Genomic DNA, 17,663 nt, shown 5'->3' on the forward strand with positions numbered 1-17,663 from the left:
TGCTTAAAAATTTGACCATTTTTTTACAAGTTTTTGCTTGACCTTCAATTCATTTAAATAGATAATGATATTACGAAATTTTCTTAATATTTAATTTATCCAGAACTTTTAGTTAATATCCACAATAAGCATTTTCAAAACAAAGGGGGAATTTGATGGCATTTTATTTTTTTATTGCACTGACAGCCATATGCTTAATAGTCGCACTACGTAAGAAAAAAACCATCTTCTTAGTTATCCCATTCCTATCCATCATCGTCTATTTCATTATTCAAGTAGCCCTAGTTCCCTTACCATTCATTGAAACGTTGAAGTTCATTTTTAGCTTGAATTAAAGGTATTTTCAAAAAAGTAATTACTTTGAAAGCGCTTTAAAATGCTTTTGAAGAATTATAAATATTAAAGCAAAGGGGGACTAAAAAAGGGAGAGGTCTGTCATTTTGGAGTACTTTTACAAAGAAGACAATCTTGGAGGTGGAAAAATGAAGAAAATCGATAAGGCTGTTGCCGATCGCTATTTTCGAGAGAAAAATCGTAACATCATTATTTATTTTATTATTTGGTTTATTGTTTCTTATGGTGTGGTCTTATTTGCTGAGCCATTGAGTACGATTACGTTTATGGGCTTCCCGCTTCATTATTATATGGGAGCTCAAGGTGCAATCCTAACCTTTATTATCTTGCTATTTGTCAATGCCAAGCTTGGAGATAAAATTGATCAAAAATATGGCATTGATGAAAGCAAAAATGAGCAAATCAGTTCAGGAACAACATTGGAGCATTAATAGTATCTTTTTCTGAGATGGTGAGAAAAGAAAATAAAATAAGTAATCAGCGAATAGTGCTATTGTATGGGGGGAATTCATTTGGATGGACAATTCATTATCTCATTAGCGATTATTCTAGCAACGTTTGCATTATATATTGGAATTGCACTCTATAATACGGCTAAGGAGACATCTGAATTTTATGTAGCAGGACGTGGCGTTCCACCGATATTCAATGGGATGGCGATCGGTGCTGACTGGATGAGCGCCGCTTCCTTTATCGGAATGGCTGGAACGGTGATGATTCTAGGATATGATGGTTTAGCCTATATTATGGGTTGGACCGGAGGATATTTATTTCTCACATTTTTATTAGCACCTCAGTTACGGAAATATGGTCGGTACACAGTGCCGGAATTTATTGGTGATCGGTATGACAGTCATACTGCTCGTGTGATCGCGGCGGTGTGTACCATCATTATCAGTTTTACGTACTCAATCGGACAGCTTTCAGGATCAGGTGTTGTGATTGGTCGTCTTTTTGAAATTGACGCAAAAATTGGTACGATGATCGGGGTTGTACTCATTGCTTTTTACGCAGCTTTTGGAGGAATGAAAGGAATCACATGGACGCAGGTGGCCCAGTATCTCATTTTGATTATTGCCTATTTAATTCCAGTCATATTTATGGCACTGCAAATTACGGGAAATCCCATTCCATGGATATCATACGGGGAAGTTATTAGCAAATTAGGAGAGCTGGATCGAGAGCTTGGTATCTCTGAATATTTTGCTCCATTCACGAATGGAACAAAGTGGCAGTTTCTTGCGTTAATGTTTACGTTAATGGCAGGTACTGCTGGGTTGCCACATGTAATAGTTCGATTCTACACGGTTTCTACAATGAAAGCGGCTCGCTGGTCAGGAGCTTGGGCATTGCTGTTTATAGGTCTTCTTTATTTATCGGCACCTGCTTACGCGGCTTTCTCCCGTTTTATTTTAATGACACAGGTGGCAGGAAGCCAAATTAGTCAGCTTCCAGCATGGACAAAATCCTGGGTGGATACAGGAATGCTTCAAGTGGCTGACACGAATGGTGATGGTATCTTGCAATGGAGCGAACTTATTATTTCCAATGATATTGTCGTAATGGCGACTCCGGAAATTGCCAACTTAGGAGCGTTTGTCATCGGCCTTGTAGCTGCTGGCGCAATGGCGGCTGCCCTTTCAACGGCCGGTGGATTGATGATTTCGCTATCCTCTTCCTTCGCTCACGATATATACTATCGTGTATGGAAGCCACAAGCAACTGAGAAAAACCGTTTATTAGTTGCCCGTTGGTCAATCGTTATCGCCACGTTATTGGCAGGATTTATCGCTTTAGATCCGCCAGGAGTGATAACCCAAATTGTCGCATGGGCATTTGCGATTGCGTCCGGAACCTTCTTCCCGGCACTTGTTCTTGGAGTTTGGTGGAAACGTTCCAACACGAAAGGAGTTATTGCCGGTCTATTAATTGGATTAGCGGTAACCTTAAGCTATATTTTTGCTGCTAAATATGGAGGTTTTACGATTCTAGGAATCATTGATACAGGTGCTGGGGTCTTTGGAGCAGCAGCCGGATTTTTAGCCAATATTATTGTTTCTTTATCAACTGAAGCACCAGCGCAAAAGCTACAGGATGAAGTAATCAATTTACGTTATCCGGAGCAGATGGTCTATAAAGATGGCGAGGTTTGGATGCATGATGGAGAACCAAAACAAGGCTAAGGAGTTGCTTGAGGCTGTGCAATTCCACCCCTTTTTTCAAGGGGTGGAGGTTGGCACAGCCCTTTCCCTTATTGAGGATTGTTCATATAAGATTTATGAGAAGGAAAGGATCCTCCTCCGCAAGGATCGACATCGGGAGGGGTTAATATTAATTTTAGAAGGAACGGTAGAGGTCTATATTGAAAACGAACTCAATGCTGAACATGAGGTTTTGGAGATTGTTCAAAAAGGTGAGTTGATCGGTTTTTCGAGCTTAGCTGATTTTCTAGGTGTTCCTCGGCCAATGAAGGAGGAGGTGACCGTCGAGGTTCGTGCGCTCAGTGATGTAAAAGCACTGCATATTCCTTTCACTGTGATTGCGCGAAGGTGGGAAGATTCTTATGTCCGCGATTATTTATTGACACAGGTTGCGGTTCGTTTGCGTGATGTGTACGCATCATTGGCTGAACAAATCAAAACAGCGCAGGCTCGCGATGAACATCACTCATACATGGCCAGAGTTCAGGATGTGATGACGGAGCGAGTCATCGCAGTTCCCTCGAAAATAACGATTGCAGCAGCAGCTAAAAAGATGGATGTAGAAAAGACGAGTTCCATTCTTGTGATGGATGGCAAAAAACTAAGGGGGATTATTACAGAAAGAGATATTGTGGCACGAGTAGTGGCAGAGGGAGTGGCTTTAACTGAGGAAGTCGCTGAGATAATGACGAAGGAGCCAATTACGATAGCAAAAACAGCATATTATGATGATGCCCTTTCGCTCATCCTTTTAAAGGGAGTGAAGCATTTACCGGTTATAGAGGATGACGAGGTCGTTGGGATTGTCACCTTGTCTGATTTACTGCGAAAAGAAAACGAAAGTGTCATGAAGACAATTAAACAAATTACTGAAGCAGATGAATCCAATATAAGTCATATAAAAAATGCTATTTATGCTGTATTGGATATTCTTTTAAGAGAGAAGATTCCTATTCAACGAACTTTAGATATTGTCACAAAGCTATATGATCGCTTAGTCATTCGCCTTATTGAACTGGCAATCAAAACGCTTGAGAAGAAAGGCTATAAGGCGAAAGGCAACTTTGCCTTTTATCAAATGGGAAGCAGTGGCCGCGGCGAGCAATTTATTTTAACTGATCAGGATCATTTCCTTGTTTATGAAGGGGATGAAGATGAGTATTACCAATTATTAGGAATGGAAATTACACTCTATATGGAAAAGGCCGGTTATGCCCGTTGCCAAGGATTGATGATGTGCAGTGAGGCACAATGGAGAGGAAGAATTGCTGATTGGGAAGAACGGCTACGGACATGGAGTTTGCAATCTACTCGCGATAATTTGCTGCTTGCGCAAAACTTTTTTTCCTATCGTTTCATAGAAGGTAATAGAGAACTTCACCGTCAATTTGAAAAAATGATGATCAATTTGCTGGAAAAAGCGAAAATCTTTCTCTATCGGTTGGCACAAGTTGAAAGAGAACATCCTATTTCCACTCTTGAGCAGCCATTTCGAGTTCTATTTCGGATAGAAAGAAAGCAACTTGATATAAAAAGGTCAGTCCTGTTTCCTTATCACCACAGCTTGCAAATTCTTGTTTTATTACATGGAAGCCCATCAGGAACCTCCTTTGAAAAAATGGTGAAGTTGACAGAAAGAGGCGTCATTTCTCAAAGCTTCTCTCGTGATTTAAAGGAAGCGGCAAACCATGTTCTGTCCTTATATGTGAAGCAGCGTTGGGAACAAGTGAAAAACGGCGAGGAATTAACTTCTGTTCTCCAATTTGCAAAATTATCTTCACGAGAGAAGAAGGAATTGATTTTAAGTCTTAAAACATTAAAAGAGTTGCAAACTCTTGTTTTCAATCATTTTTCGCTTTAATAATCAAGGAGGATATATGTTTTTTCAACGAAGAAATATTTCCTGCCCTTTAATCTATCGTGATATTCCATTAGCGTCTCCGTTAGAAAGCTTAAAATATATTGTCTTCGACACGGAGACGACAGGTTTTCTCGTATCCTCGGGAGACAGATTAATTGAGATAGGGGCAGTGATGATTGAAGGTTTTAATGTTCGTGAGGATAAAGTTTTTCAAACATATGTGAATCCGAAGCGACAAATTTCTCGGGAAATAACGGAGTTAACGTCGATAACAGACGAAAAAGTAAAGAATGCGCCAACCGCATTACAAGCAATAGAACGCTTTTTCGACTTTGTCGAATCGGAAGAGACGGTTTGTCTTATCGGACATTATATTAGTTTTGATGCTCTTGTGTTAAAAACCGAATTAAAAAGAGAAAAATTTAATTTAAAACATTTATATACCATTGATACTCTTGATTTAATTGGATTTATCGCTCCCTCATATGATATGAGGGATTTAGAACGGTACGCGAGAATTTTTGGTACAAGGATTTACGAGCGGCATACAGCATTAGGCGATGCGTTAACGACAGCGTACCTCTTCGTTGAACTACTCTGGCAATTTAAGCAACGTGGTTATGATACATGGGGTGAATTGATGGATGTAACGAAGAAAATGGAGGAGGTTTAACACTTTGTCCATGCAAAATGCATGGATAAAGTCTTGTTAAGCAGGACCGTAACAGCTTGCGTATTTGTTTGCATATGGTCTAGCTCAGTAATTGAGCTGGATTTTTTTATCTTCTCAGAAATTATAAAAATTCATTTGTTGAAGAGAATTTTTTATCTACACCTAGCTTTAAGCAGCCAAATCCTGAACGTTCGTCCTTGGATTTTACAACCTACGAGAAGAATTCTAGTTTCCTTAATCGACTCTTTCAAGGGTTGTACGTTGATGACACGTAGGAAAACAACTTTGAATAATCAGTGCAGGAACATTTTGAATTTTAATGGTTTCGAAGGCTCCCCGCGCTTTTGTTCATGATGTTATCAAATTTTTCAAAAAAAATATCATATATCTTGTCCCTATTGCGGTTTTCGTGCATATTCCGTTATCCAAGCTAATAAACTGTTACAAACCTTACAAAGAGAGTGTTTGAGGTGAGCAATCGTTTGAGAATGAAAATTGGATATATAGTTGGGGTCATGTATATTTCCTGATAACCAGAGGGCTAATGGCTTTCTGACGCATCCTTTTTACAGGATGCGGAGAAGCAGTACTTAATGAAGCGAGAAAGCGAGTCTCATTTCACACTTCTCACATCCAATTTAGGGAGGGCGAGTGGTGTGCACGATTACATCAAAGAGAGAACTATCAAGATTGGAAAGTATATCGTGGAGACGAAAAAAACGGTTCGCGTAATTGCGAAAGAGTTTGGCGTATCCAAAAGTACAGTCCATAAGGATTTAACAGAAAGGCTACCTGAAATAAACCCAGAGCTTGCAAATGAAGTGAAAGAAATTTTAGATTATCATAAATCTATTCGCCATTTACGCGGTGGAGAAGCAACAAAATTGAAGTATAAGAAGGAAGAGCTAGAAAGCGAACCCATCAAATAAAAGGCTCCTTTTTCAACAATTCCTTGGAATAATGACAAATAAATTAAAAATCCCTCAAAATTTGACAAATTACTACGATATTTTAGTCAAATATGGTAGAATTGAAAATTAGGGTAGACTACATTAAAAAAAGTAGTAACATCAGGAGAATTAGTGATTTAAGTGCATTTAGAAATAGATATGGATCATTTTTTCAAGGAGGATTTTTGGGAATGCTTGCTAGGGATATTGGAATTGATTTAGGAACAGCGAATGTATTGATTCACGTAAAAGGGAAAGGTATTGTTTTAAATGAGCCATCAGTGGTAGCAATTGATAAGAACAATAATAAAGTTTTGGCAGTTGGTGAGGAAGCAAGACGTATGGTCGGGCGTACCCCGGGCAATATTGTTGCGATTCGTCCATTAAAGGATGGAGTTATTGCCGATTTTGATGTGACGGAGGCCATGCTTAAACACTTTATTAACAAGCTTAATGTGAAAGGTTTCCTTTCGAAGCCGCGCATTTTAATTTGCTGTCCAACAAACATTACAAGCGTTGAACAAAAGGCAATAAAAGAGGCAGCGGAAAAAAGCGGTGGAAAGAAAGTTTATTTAGAAGAAGAGCCAAAAGTGGCGGCGATCGGTGCTGGAATGGATATTTTTCAACCAAGTGGAAATATGGTCGTAGATATCGGTGGAGGTACAACAGATATAGCTGTACTGTCCATGGGTGATATTGTCACGTCTTCTTCTATTAAAATGGCTGGAGATAAATTTGATAGTGAAATTCTTCAGTATATCAAACGTGAATACAAGCTTTTAATTGGAGAGCGTACTGCTGAAAACATTAAAATTCAAATCGGTACGGTCTTCCCTGGAGCACGAAACGAATCAATGGAGATTCGTGGTCGTGATATGGTATCAGGATTGCCAAGAACGATTTCAGTTAATTCCGAGGAAATTGAACTTGCTTTACGTGAATCTGTGTCTGTCATTGTACAAGCGGCAAAAAGCGTTCTCGAGAGAACACCTCCTGAACTTTCGGCTGATATTATCGACCGTGGTGTGATCCTAACAGGTGGAGGCGCACTTCTGCATGGTTTTGACTTATTGCTAGCAGAGGAGTTAAAAGTTCCAGTTCTAGTAGCGGAGAATCCGATGGATTGCGTTGCTGTCGGAACGGGAATTATGCTTGACAATATCGACAAGATCAAAGGTTACCGCTTTGCATAGTCGAAAATAACGGGGGCTTCCAGAGTTAGAAGCTAACTAACTCTATCGCCTATCCAACGTGGTGATGAGAATCAGTGGAAGAACTGGTACTTGTCACCATTTTCGTATTTTTGCCTTTTTTCAACAAAATTTTAATGTTTATTCGCCGAATTTTTTTTATAATAGAAGATGAATGAATTTATGATAGTGCAGACGAAGATTGCGAAGGAAACGACCTTACATAAGAGGTGAATCGAATGTTTAGAGGTTTTTATACGGTTGCATCAGGAATGTTGACTCAGCAAAGACGGACAGAAATGTTGACGAATAATATGGCAAATGCCAATACTCCGGGATTTAAAGCGGATCAATCATCGCTGCGTGCTTTTCCAGAGATGCTGTTGCAGCGTTTTGATAAGGAGAGAATTCCAACTGAAAGAGGATTGAACCTTCCGGGGAGCAATGTAGTAGGATCGATTAATACAGGCGTCTATATGCAAGAGGTGATGCCAAAGTTTATTCAAGGTGACTTGCGCGAAACGGGACAAAAAACGGATCTTGCCTTACTCGATATCGTGATGCCGCAAAATGAAGAAACAGGGTATGCTGGTTCGATCTTTTTTACCGTACAAAATGCAGCGGGAGAAACTCGCTACACAAGAAATGGCGATTTTACATTGGATGGACAAGGCTACTTAACGACTGCAAGCGGTAATTATGTCCTTGATGTGGCAGGAAATCGAATTCAACTTTCAAGTGAAGATTTTACAGTTGATGCTAATGGTCTCGTTCAAGGAGCGGCCGGCGAAACAGCCCTTTTAGGGATCGGTTATTCTGCAGATCCTTTTCAAATGGTCAAGGAAGGCGATGGCCTTCTGCGCAATGAAGCGGGGGCAGCGCTTGTTGATGTTAGAGGAGTGGCAGGTACAGAGTTTTCTATTCAGCAAGGCTTTCTTGAGGCTTCCAACGTTGATGTTAGTCGGACGATGACCGATATGTTAACAGCATACCGGGCATTTGAGGCTAATCAGAAGGTGCTGCAAGCTTATGATAAAAGCATGGAAAAAGCAGCGAACGAAGTCGGCCGAATTGGCTAACAATCCTTAAAAGAAATGTAGGAAGAGGGGAGGCAAACATATGAATCGCACAATGATAACAGCAACGAACACATTGGCACAATTACAAAAACAAATGGACGTTATCTCTCATAACATGGCCAACATTGATACGAACGGATATAAAAGGAGAGAAGCGACTTTTACCGAGTTGATTTATCAGCAGTTTAACAACCAGAGAAGGGCTCAAGCCGAGGTGAACCGTCTGACTCCAAATGGGATTCGTCAAGGAACGGGTGCCAAGCTTGCTCAAATACAATTGGTCATGACGCAGGGGAATATTAAGCCTTCAGACCGTTTTCTTGATACGGCTTTGACAAAAGAAGGTCAATTGTACAAGGTGTTAGTCCAAACTGATGCGGGAGCAGAGATACAATACACTCGCAATGGAGCATTTTATTTATCGCCAATCAGTGAAAATGAACTTGCATTAGTTACAGCAGATGGACATTCGATTGTCGATGAAAATAATAATCCCATTTATATAAATGCGGATGCAAAAGATTTTACCATTGATAGCATGGGGCAAATGACGGTTACGATGAATAACGGTCTGCCGCAAGTGTTCAATCTTGGAGTGGTGCAGGTAGACAAGCCGCAATTCTTGATTGCTAAGGGTAATAACTTATATGGTCTCCCGACAAACTTTGATCAACTGAATGTTGGAATCGATGACATTCTCACTGACTTAGTAGGACCACTACGAACTGAAATTGGGATTCAACAAGGTGCATTAGAGTCATCTAACGTCGATATGGCTAAGGAAATGACCGATCTGATTAACACTCAGCGTGCCTATCAATTCCAATCCAGATCCGTTAGCATTGCAGATCAGATGATGGGGCTTGTGAACGGAATTCGTTAGAAGGAGAAAGAACATGTCGTTAAACAATAGTAACCAAAAGGTAGCAGAAACAAGAGAACAGGTAAGGCAAGAAAAGAAGGAAAAAGTAAAAGCAGAAGCAAACAGTGGAGGAAAGCGAAGAAGAATTCGCATTCGCCTTATTCCGCTGTGGCTTAGACTTCTTATAATCGCCTTATCATTAGTGGTATGTGTTATTCTTGGAGCGATGTTTGGTTATAGTGTCATTGGCGAAGGAAAAGCAACGGACATTTTTCAAAAGTCAACATGGACACATATTATTGATTTGATTGAGCACGAATAAACCATTTAAGGCCGGCATATTGCTGGCTTTTTTGACTCATTGTATGAAACTGACGCATATAGGAAAAATACCACAGAACTTAATCCTGTGGTATTTTTCTTATATGATGCCAAATTTAAAGGCATTCTTTCATTAATTGTGCTGTTACAAACTAGTATGAGACTTGATACAAGCTGCCTCGAATAAGGCAAATTATCGAAGGCTAGGTCTAATTTTTACGTGGCAAGTTAACACTTGCTTTCATAGACTAGTTCCCATACAATAAATATAAAACCTAGTATTAGTAGGAGGTACTAATAAAATGCTTGATATTAATGAAATTAAAGAAATAATCCCTCATCGTTATCCTTTTTTGCTTGTTGATAAAATCATTGAAATTGAAGAAGGGAAAAGGGCGGTAGGAATTAAAAATGTCACGGCAAATGAGGAATTTTTTAATGGGCATTTTCCCGACTATCCCGTTATGCCAGGGGTACTTATCGTGGAGGCGTTAGCTCAGGTTGGAGCAGTCGCCGTTTTGAAGATGGAGGAGAACAAAGGACGTCTTGCCTTCTTTACGGGAATTGATAATTGTCGGATTAAACGCCAAGTAAAGCCGGGTGATCAGCTTCGTTTGGAGGTAGAAATGACGCGGCTTCGTGGTTCTTTTGGTAAAGGAAAGGCGACGGCAACGGTTGATGGAGAACTGGCGGTCGAAGCGGAGATTATGTTTGCCCTCGGGGCGAAACAGGAATAATTTTTGCGTAAAGACCGATATATTTATTTTAAGACCGATATAATTTGATAAAGACCGATAAAATGAAACAAAGACCGAAATAGTAAAAACATATTTACGAATTTTAAGCATATGCCGAATGTACCGGAAAATTTGTCTGTAAAAGGATAAAATCATTACAATTCTTCAAACAAAAGGCTCTAACGGGCAAATTCGTTGCGATTTTACTACTTTTTCTGGTATTCGATGCACAATCGAGAAAATTTTCTCATAAGATGCAAGTTTTTTCTAATTTTTGGGCATGTTAACATCAGACCGTATTTGAGGTCAAAATCCAAAAAATTTGAAAGGGGCTTTTACTTATGAAGAAAAAGCTTTTAGCACTTCTTAGTTGTGCTCTATTATCTGTATTCGTCTTTGCTGGCTGTGCCAATAATAACAATCAGGACCCACCGCCAGAGAATGGCGGAAACATGGAAGATCAAGTAGATGACAATATCACAAATGATAATGGAACTAGGAATAATGATGTCAACACAAATAACGATGGCGATGTTGTGGAAGACAACAACACTCCAGATGAAGAAATCATGGAAGATGATCGCGACGTAAGAGATAAAGATAATCAGGATAGATAATGAGAAAAGGACAGGGTAATGCCTGTCCTTTTTCCATCACCTTTTAGCAGTAATCTTTGTGTTATTTACTAACATATGTTAATATTTAATATTGGAGTTATAAAAAATTTTGTCGTTTTATGTCAATTGTGATACAGTGGAAAAAGTAAGGATTAAATTCATCAATGGATAAAAAGCTTTTTTATGTATTGATGAGCTTAATCAAATCCGGTTTAGATAAATCTTGGGAGGTACTTTTACTAGATGTTTAAAGAATTTTCACCTGGCATTAAGATAAGTATTACGCGTTCCATTACCACTTCTTTTGAAAAATATATGAATGATATTGGCTGGAACGAAGAAAAATTTAATATTGAAAAATTTGTACAGGAATGGAAACACTATATCACTGGAAGTTCATCTTGGTATGATAAGATTAGCGACGAAGTGAAAAATGATCCAGCATTCCATGAGCAATTAGCCGAAAAAATCAATGAAACGATTGATAAAATATTGTCCGAAGCACCAACAAAGGAACAAATGGCTGAGATTGAAAGTTTACAGAAGGAATGGGGAGAAGAATTCGACTATTCTTGTAAGACAGAAGCAAAATATGTCATTGAAAAGTATAAGGAATTGTTAAAAAAAAAGCAGAACAACTAATGCCTGCTAGTGAGAAAAAGCTAACATTGGCTTCTTTAATGTACCACCAAATCTATGGAGTAGAACTTCCCAATTATAACTATACACAACAAGACATAGACTATATTATCCAGCAATTAGAGCTGAAGATTAAAGAAGATGTTGAAATTTTTCAAACGGAATATCTACATTAAAGGAGGTCGGGATAAAACCCACCTCTTTTTTGTTTAAATAAAAATAAGGACAGACGCCCCTGTCCTTTTGTAAGCTGAGAAACGCTAAAACTTATTTTGTTTGATTGAATCTCGGTTTGCGCACCATGCCATTTCGAAACTCATTCATAAGCTCATCACCAGACAAACCTCTTTGAATGAGACTATCCAAGAGTAGCTCGGCATACTGATTCTTTGATCTTTTCAAGGTTCCTTCGAGGAGTACACTGATGTGGTTGTCAAAGGTCTGCAATGAACGAATTTTTACTTTAAAAGGGGCAGGTTCGTTTTCCTTTTTCGAAATGACGACCTGTACCAATAGTTCTTTTTCTTCTTTGCTCGCTTCATGAAATATATCATAAAAGGATTTGTCTACATATCCTTCTATGAGCCATGAATGATGATCATCTTCCTTATTAATAATCAATCCATCAACCAACGGGACATCATACCATTCTTCTTTCTTTACGAGCTGCAGCGAGATCAACTTAAACGTCTTCATCTTTACCCTCCAATCAAAGCTCCTTAAAAAATTATAACATACAGCCCATTTTATGCGCATGTCTCCTTTGGCAAATTTTGCAAAGTAGCGATGAAGTAAGCGGTAAATATGGCAAATTTAATGTGTCGAATAGTGTCGATCGATTCTTGTCGAAAGTCGATACTTTCCTTTTTCTTGTTATTTTTCACGGAAATGGTCAACTTCAAGGCCGTTTTTAATGGAAAAATAACATTTTACCCCAAAGTTCTATCGAAAGTTGTATTTTTCCTTATTTTACCTACCTAAAAACTTTCATTATAATGTGGACATTACAGATGAAAGGAGTTGAGAACATGATTAACCAAGTAACACTAGTTGGGAGGCTAACAAAGGATCCGGAGTTGAGGGTAACTACAGAAGGCAATTCAGTCGTTAATATTATCCTTGCAGTCAATCGCAACTATCGCAATCAAAAAGGGGAAATCGATGCTGACTTTGTTCAATGTACCATTTGGCGTAAAAATGCTGAAAATCTTTCCCTTTATTGCAAAAAGGGGACTTTGATTGGACTCATGGGAAGAATACAGACGCGAACTTATGAAAGCGAGGATGGTCGCAAATATGTCACGGAGGTTATTGCAGAATCCGTTAGATTTCTTGAGGGTAAAAGAAATCAAGTGGCCAACGTGGAAAAAGAGGTGTTACAGACTTGAACGAGATGGTGAGCCGGGAAAAAAGCCTGGAAATTTTACTTGAACGTCTGATTATGATGGTTGGAAAATCGAACGAAAGAGCAGAACATCTTCACAAACGTGTCCTTCAACTAGAACGCATCCTCTTAGAAGAATCCTCTCAGGGAGAAAAGGAGAAAAAAACCTTTATTTCCTAATTCCGAAAACTGATTTTTATCCCCCATAAATCCGCACTAGAGAGAATCAATCAAATCCTCATGCACCCTCATTTTTACGGCGGGAAAACCCGCCGTATTTATTTTAGGACGACAAATGAATCAAATCATGGAGCTCGTCGGTAGAAAGCTCAGTGATCCAACTGTCGCTTTGGATGATTTGATCGTTTAATGACTGCTTTTTTTCAAGCATGGCATCGATTTTTTCCTCGAGTGTGCCTGTGCTAATAAATTTGTGGACGTGGACAAAGCGCTTTTGGCCGATTCGATAAGCGCGGTCTGTTGCTTGATTTTCAACAGCAGGATTCCACCAGCGATCATAGTGGATGACATGATTGGCTGCTGTTAAATTTAGGCCAGTTCCTCCGGCCTTTAAGGACAAAATAAAAATCGGAAATTCACGGTTTTGGAAGCGCGAAATTAATTCATCACGCTTTCCTTTTGGGATGCTTCCGTTCAAGAAAGGTGCCTCAACGGCAAACTTTTCTTTCAGTAATGTTCGGATCATTTCCCCCATTTCAATATATTGGGTGAAAATTAAACAGCTTTCGCCTTGCTCGAGAACGGCCTCAATTAGCTCAGCAAGCTTCTCCATTTTAAGCGAGCGTTCGAGAACATCCTTTGGTTTTTCTTCTTTTAAGTAAAGGGCAGGGTGATTGCAAAGTTGCTTTAGTCGCCCTAATAGTTGGAGAATTAAGCCCTTTCGTTCAAAACCTGTCAACGCCTCAATTTGGGCAAAGGTATCTTGGACAAGCTGCTCATACAGAGATGCTTGCTCCGCTGTTAACGGACAGTACTCCTTTTGCTCCTGCTTATCAGGTAAATTGAGAGCGACCTCCTCATCCTTCTTCGTTCTTCGCAATAAAAACGGCCGAATTAAAGTTTGCAGTTCTTCAATTTTTCCTTTTTCATCCTCTTTTTCAATTGGGACAACATAGTTTCTTTGGAACTGATTTAGGCTTCCAAGGTAACCGTGATTCGTAAAATCAAAAATCGACCAAAGCTCCGTAAGCCGATTTTCCATTGGTGTACCAGTAAGGGCAATATGATGTTTCCCTTTAAGCTGACGAACGGCTCTCGACTGTTTTGTATGAGCATTTTTAATATTTTGCGCCTCATCAATGGCGATCGTGCTCCACTGCACTTTCTCGAATTGGGGCAAATCGAGGTGGGTTAAGCCGTAAGAGGTAAGGACGATATCAGCGCGGTTTGCTGCTTCGATAAAGGCTTCATCCTTAAGCCTCGCAGGCCCATAATGCAAATGCACAGTTAAACCGGGAGCAAATTTCTCCACTTCTTTCTGCCAATTCCCCAACACCGACGTCGGACAAATGATAAGTGCAGATCCGTTACCTTCATGCGCCTTTACGGCGAGCAGATAGGAAATAAGCTGGATCGTTTTTCCGAGCCCCATATCATCGGCTAAACAAGCGCCGAAGCCATATTTTCGCAAAAATAGAAGCCAGCTCATCCCTAATGTTTGATATGGACGCAATTCACCTTCAAAGCCGGAGGGAACCGGTGCGATAGGAATGGAATGAATGTCGCGAAGCTGTTTAATCATTTGCTTCCACTGACGATTCAATTCAATTTGAACTCGGGCAAAAGCCTTATCATCTTCAGAAGCTTCTCTTTCCGATCCATCGACAAGGAGCTCCTGCTCAATTAAATCACGGACATGCAAGCCTTCTTTTTCAGCCCGTTTCATTAAATCTTGAATCTGATGAATAAAACGATGGTCGAGCTTAATCCAGCGGCCGCGAATTTTTACGAGGCGACGTTTTTCCTCCACGAGGTGATTAAACTCCTCTTCCGAAAGCTCAATGCCGTTCATGGAAAAGCGCCAATTATAATCAAGCATTGCTTGCAGCCCAACAAATGAAGGACGGTTATTGGACGTTCCTTTTAGCCTTGCTTTCACTTTCATGCTGGCGTTTTTCATCGCTTGCCACCATGACGGAAGTAATATTTCTACGCCAATGGCAAGGAGAATCTCACTTGCTTCTGTTAAAAACATCCATGCTTCATCTTCTGTAAGCTCTTTTACAATTCCTTTTCTTCCTTTTAGCATCGGAAAAAGCTTACTCCATCTTTCTTCTTCCCGTTCAACCTGATCAAGAAAATGGAGCCAGTTTTTCGGCATATTGGTTTCGTCCCGAGCATCGACGATATAGTCTTGCTTCTCTTTTCCGCGTAAAAAAATTTGCAAATCCCAAGTTCCATCGATATCAGCAGGCTCTTCTAAACGCAGCCCGATCGTAAAAGGACAGTTGTTTTCTTTCAGACCAATCCACTCACTCCAAGTTTCTTCATCGAAATAGGCAGACAATGCTTGAGGAGAAACTGCTTGAGTTCGTAGAGCATTAAGCTTGTCACCAACCTTTGTCTTCCATTCGCGATTTTTTTCAAAAAAAGTATTTAACGAAGCGTTGAACCAATTGGATATGAATGCTTGCAATGGTTGATTTCCAATAGATTGTTCCCAAAAGGAGGGGGCGAATTCCTTGATCACCCTCTCAGGGAGCTTCCATTTGAACTCATTTGTTGCAAGCGCCTCAAAATCAGGAAACCAATCTTTTTCTTGAATGGAATCGTATAAAGGCTGGGCAGCAGCTAAACAAATTTGCCCACATTCATCCCAATCCCAGTCAATCAGCCGATTGAATTGTTCCTTGGCCAATAGAGTCACCAATTGCCAGCCATCAACTGTTACACCGCTTGCCCCATTTTCAATTAACGTGCCGTAATAGCTTTCTTCATGCCGGTTGAATAAAAGTCCTTTCCATTCAGAGGGCGGGAGAAGTTCATCTTCACTTTGAACCGTTAGAAAGAATTTGCCATTTTCGACGGGCTCAATCAATATTGTTAAGGCATTCGTTTTAAGCATGGGTTAATTTTCCCCTTTCGCACTCTTGGTGAAAGGCCCGGAGTCGCTTTGTTTTATCTAAGAGAAGCTCCAAAAAATGCTGGAAATCATCAGGGCGCTTTAACTTCTTATACAAGGTTCTTAATTTCTTCAGTTGTTTTACAGCTTCACGATAATTTCCCCGGTTTTTCATCTCAATATGCTGCTGAATGGACTGATGATAAAGGGGAAGGAGTACATCGGGACGTTCCTTTTGGAGCAAGCGAATTTTCTCCGTTGGAATGGAACTGATGTCAAAGCCGATATATCCTTGGAGATCACACCATTTTTCATATAGACCTTGATCAAATAGAAATTCATCATAGCCCCGATAACTATAAGGCAGAGCTTGAATTAATATTTTTTCATATAGATCATGCTTTTTTGTCTCTTTGGCATAAGCCCCGACTGTTTTGATGGCAACCCTTGTAAAATCCATTCGTGCGTAATGGTCATGTAATGTTTGAATATAAGGTCTAACCATGGTAGAAAAGGTGTCAACATAGAGACCCATTCGTTTCCACTCTTTTCCTGAACTTAATTTTTCTAACCAGTAAATCATAAAAGGCGTCGCCTGCTCATTTAGGAGCTGCAATGTTTGCAGTGCTTTCTCGTCCTTTCTTAACATGACATGCTGGTGGATATAAGCGATTAGGCCAGGAAGTGTTTCTTTTTTGCGGATCAGTTCAGACACCTTTGGCAATTCTTCTTCATGCCACTGTTTTTTTCTAAATAACTTTGTCCATAAAATGATATAAAGATGAGCAGATTCAAATTCTAACATCGGCTCTCCTGTAATCAATAAATATGTATCATCCTTCAGCTTCTCCATAAAGCTGTCAAAAGCAAAGGGCAGAGCATGGACATTTAGTCTTTCAACTAAATCCTCAATATCATCTATTAAATTGTAAAACAGATTTTCGTAATAGCGCATAATGTCTTCTAATGCAAAATCCTGTTCTTCGCTAAACTTCAAAAGGTATTGAAAGGAATGGATGGAGGCAATCAAATGATAGAGCTGTTTCCATTCCTGTTCAACAGGTGCACTCGCCCGAATTTTTCGAGAATACACTTGAAATAATTCTGTAACGAGATAAGGCTTGGTTGCTTTTGGATCTCCCATTATGGAGGAAAAGCTAGATTGAAAAGCCTCCACCCATTGTTCATAATCAGGTTTTGTTGAACCGGCTGTTTTCAATAAATCCTTCGCCCGCTGAATTCCTAAAGTTTTAGCTGTTCTTCTTTCTTGAATCGGTTGTCTCCAGCGCTCGACCCATTCCGTTACGCGGGATATTTGAGAAAAGACTTGGAAAAAGGCAGCAAGCTGATGGCGACAAATTCCTTCAGCAGGGCAACTACAACTGCTTATTTGGAAAAAATTAAGATTCACTTCTACTTGGACACGGGTTACATCTTGAACGTTGGCAACAATGCTATCATTCTCAAGGCGAACTTTAGAAACGAGGCCTTGTCGGTATAATAGCAGTCCTTTCTGAACGAGCTTTGCATCGTCCTCCCGCTCAGACCATAGGATGCTTTTTAAATCATTTGCTGCCGCTTGCAAAAGCTCTTTATATTTATCTGGAATCGATGACAAGATCGACACCCCCAACATGATTACTTTAATCAATTTCTCAGTAGAAATGGCAACATCATACCATCATTTATACTTTATTTACGGGTAGTGTACAA

19 protein-coding genes are annotated in these 17,663 nt (G+C 39.7%); 16 read left to right on the forward strand and 3 right to left on the reverse strand.

All coding sequences use genetic code 11. From position 1 onward, the window contains the following. Positions 1–155: 155 nt before the first annotated feature. From FCJ93_RS09005 to FCJ93_RS24960, 14 genes are all read left to right on the forward strand, one after another. Entirely contained in the window at positions 156–335 is a 180-nt protein-coding gene (locus FCJ93_RS09005; RefSeq protein ID WP_095312026.1) for a hypothetical protein, read from the forward strand. Positions 336–482: 147 nt separating this feature from the next. Beyond that, positions 483–785 (forward strand): DUF4212 domain-containing protein, encoded by a 303-nt coding sequence (locus tag FCJ93_RS09010; protein WP_095312024.1) that lies wholly within the window; start codon positions 483–485, stop codon positions 783–785. Positions 786–866: 81 nt separating this feature from the next. Then, a complete protein-coding gene (locus FCJ93_RS09015; protein ID WP_095312022.1) occupies positions 867–2,537 on the forward strand; it encodes a sodium:solute symporter family protein in 1,671 nt (556 codons plus the stop codon). Beyond that, the gene (locus FCJ93_RS09020; protein ID WP_235879439.1) at positions 2,512–4,416 is read left to right on the forward strand and encodes a DUF294 nucleotidyltransferase-like domain-containing protein; all 1,905 of its coding nucleotides are present in this window, start codon (positions 2,512–2,514) and stop codon (positions 4,414–4,416) included. Before FCJ93_RS09015 ends, FCJ93_RS09020 begins: the two co-directional genes overlap by 26 nt. A 16-nt stretch (positions 4,417–4,432) precedes the next feature. Beyond that, a complete protein-coding gene (locus tag FCJ93_RS09025) occupies positions 4,433–5,089 on the forward strand; it encodes a 3'-5' exonuclease (RefSeq protein ID WP_095312020.1) in 657 nt (218 codons plus the stop codon). Positions 5,090–5,745: 656 nt separating this feature from the next. After that, entirely contained in the window at positions 5,746–6,018 is a 273-nt protein-coding gene (gene spoIIID / locus FCJ93_RS09030) for a sporulation transcriptional regulator SpoIIID (RefSeq protein ID WP_095312018.1), read from the forward strand. A gap of 212 nt (positions 6,019–6,230) precedes the next feature. Next, complete coding sequence (mreB, locus tag FCJ93_RS09035) at positions 6,231–7,232, forward strand: rod shape-determining protein (protein ID WP_095312016.1); 1,002 nt, start codon at positions 6,231–6,233, stop codon at positions 7,230–7,232. Positions 7,233–7,468: 236 nt separating this feature from the next. Next, a complete protein-coding gene (locus tag FCJ93_RS09040; RefSeq protein WP_137743476.1) occupies positions 7,469–8,308 on the forward strand; it encodes a flagellar hook-basal body protein in 840 nt (279 codons plus the stop codon). Positions 8,309–8,348: 40 nt separating this feature from the next. Further along, complete coding sequence (locus tag FCJ93_RS09045) at positions 8,349–9,191, forward strand: flagellar hook-basal body protein (RefSeq protein ID WP_095312012.1); 843 nt, start codon at positions 8,349–8,351, stop codon at positions 9,189–9,191. Between the two features lie 13 nt (positions 9,192–9,204). Beyond that, a complete protein-coding gene (locus tag FCJ93_RS09050) occupies positions 9,205–9,492 on the forward strand; it encodes a DNA-directed RNA polymerase subunit beta (RefSeq protein ID WP_137743477.1) in 288 nt (95 codons plus the stop codon). Between the two features lie 301 nt (positions 9,493–9,793). Further along, the gene (gene fabZ, locus FCJ93_RS09055) at positions 9,794–10,228 is read left to right on the forward strand and encodes a 3-hydroxyacyl-ACP dehydratase FabZ (protein ID WP_095312007.1); all 435 of its coding nucleotides are present in this window, start codon (positions 9,794–9,796) and stop codon (positions 10,226–10,228) included. 341 nt (positions 10,229–10,569) lie between these two features. After that, positions 10,570–10,845, forward strand: coding sequence for a hypothetical protein (locus tag FCJ93_RS09060; RefSeq protein ID WP_095312005.1), 276 nt, complete (start codon positions 10,570–10,572; stop codon positions 10,843–10,845). A 243-nt stretch (positions 10,846–11,088) separates the two neighbouring features. Beyond that, on the forward strand, positions 11,089–11,487 hold the full coding sequence (locus FCJ93_RS09065; RefSeq protein WP_095312003.1) for a hypothetical protein: 399 nt from the start codon (positions 11,089–11,091) through the stop codon (positions 11,485–11,487). After that, positions 11,487–11,660: a hypothetical protein gene (locus tag FCJ93_RS24960; RefSeq protein ID WP_170211270.1), complete on the forward strand. Its 174-nt coding sequence runs from the start codon at positions 11,487–11,489 to the stop codon at positions 11,658–11,660. Before FCJ93_RS09065 ends, FCJ93_RS24960 begins: the two co-directional genes overlap by 1 nt. 91 nt (positions 11,661–11,751) lie before the next feature. Here the strand turns inward: FCJ93_RS24960 and FCJ93_RS09070 are convergent, their stop codons facing one another. Further along, positions 11,752–12,180: a YwpF-like family protein gene (locus tag FCJ93_RS09070; protein ID WP_137743478.1), complete on the reverse strand. Its 429-nt coding sequence runs from the start codon at positions 12,178–12,180 to the stop codon at positions 11,752–11,754. Positions 12,181–12,512: 332 nt separating this feature from the next. On the opposite strand from FCJ93_RS09070, the gene ssb reads away from it, so the two are divergent. Continuing rightward, positions 12,513–12,872, forward strand: a complete 360-nt coding sequence (gene ssb, locus FCJ93_RS09075) for a single-stranded DNA-binding protein (protein ID WP_095311999.1) — start codon at positions 12,513–12,515, stop codon at positions 12,870–12,872. Continuing rightward, a complete protein-coding gene (locus tag FCJ93_RS09080) occupies positions 12,869–13,048 on the forward strand; it encodes a hypothetical protein (protein ID WP_137743479.1) in 180 nt (59 codons plus the stop codon). Before ssb ends, FCJ93_RS09080 begins: the two co-directional genes overlap by 4 nt. 103 nt (positions 13,049–13,151) lie before the next feature. Here the strand turns inward: FCJ93_RS09080 and FCJ93_RS09085 are convergent, their stop codons facing one another. Both FCJ93_RS09085 and FCJ93_RS09090 read right to left on the reverse strand, forming a co-directional pair. Further along, a complete protein-coding gene (locus FCJ93_RS09085; RefSeq protein WP_137743480.1) occupies positions 13,152–15,953 on the reverse strand; it encodes a DEAD/DEAH box helicase in 2,802 nt (933 codons plus the stop codon). Then, a complete protein-coding gene (locus FCJ93_RS09090) occupies positions 15,946–17,568 on the reverse strand; it encodes an SWIM zinc finger family protein (RefSeq protein ID WP_211344102.1) in 1,623 nt (540 codons plus the stop codon). The genes FCJ93_RS09085 and FCJ93_RS09090 overlap by 8 nt, the downstream gene beginning before the upstream one ends. Positions 17,569–17,663: the final 95 nt, after the last annotated feature.

It is taken from the genome of Robertmurraya siralis (assembly GCF_005502275.1).
Taxonomy (GTDB): Bacteria; Bacillota; Bacilli; order Bacillales; family Cytobacillaceae; genus Robertmurraya; species Robertmurraya siralis.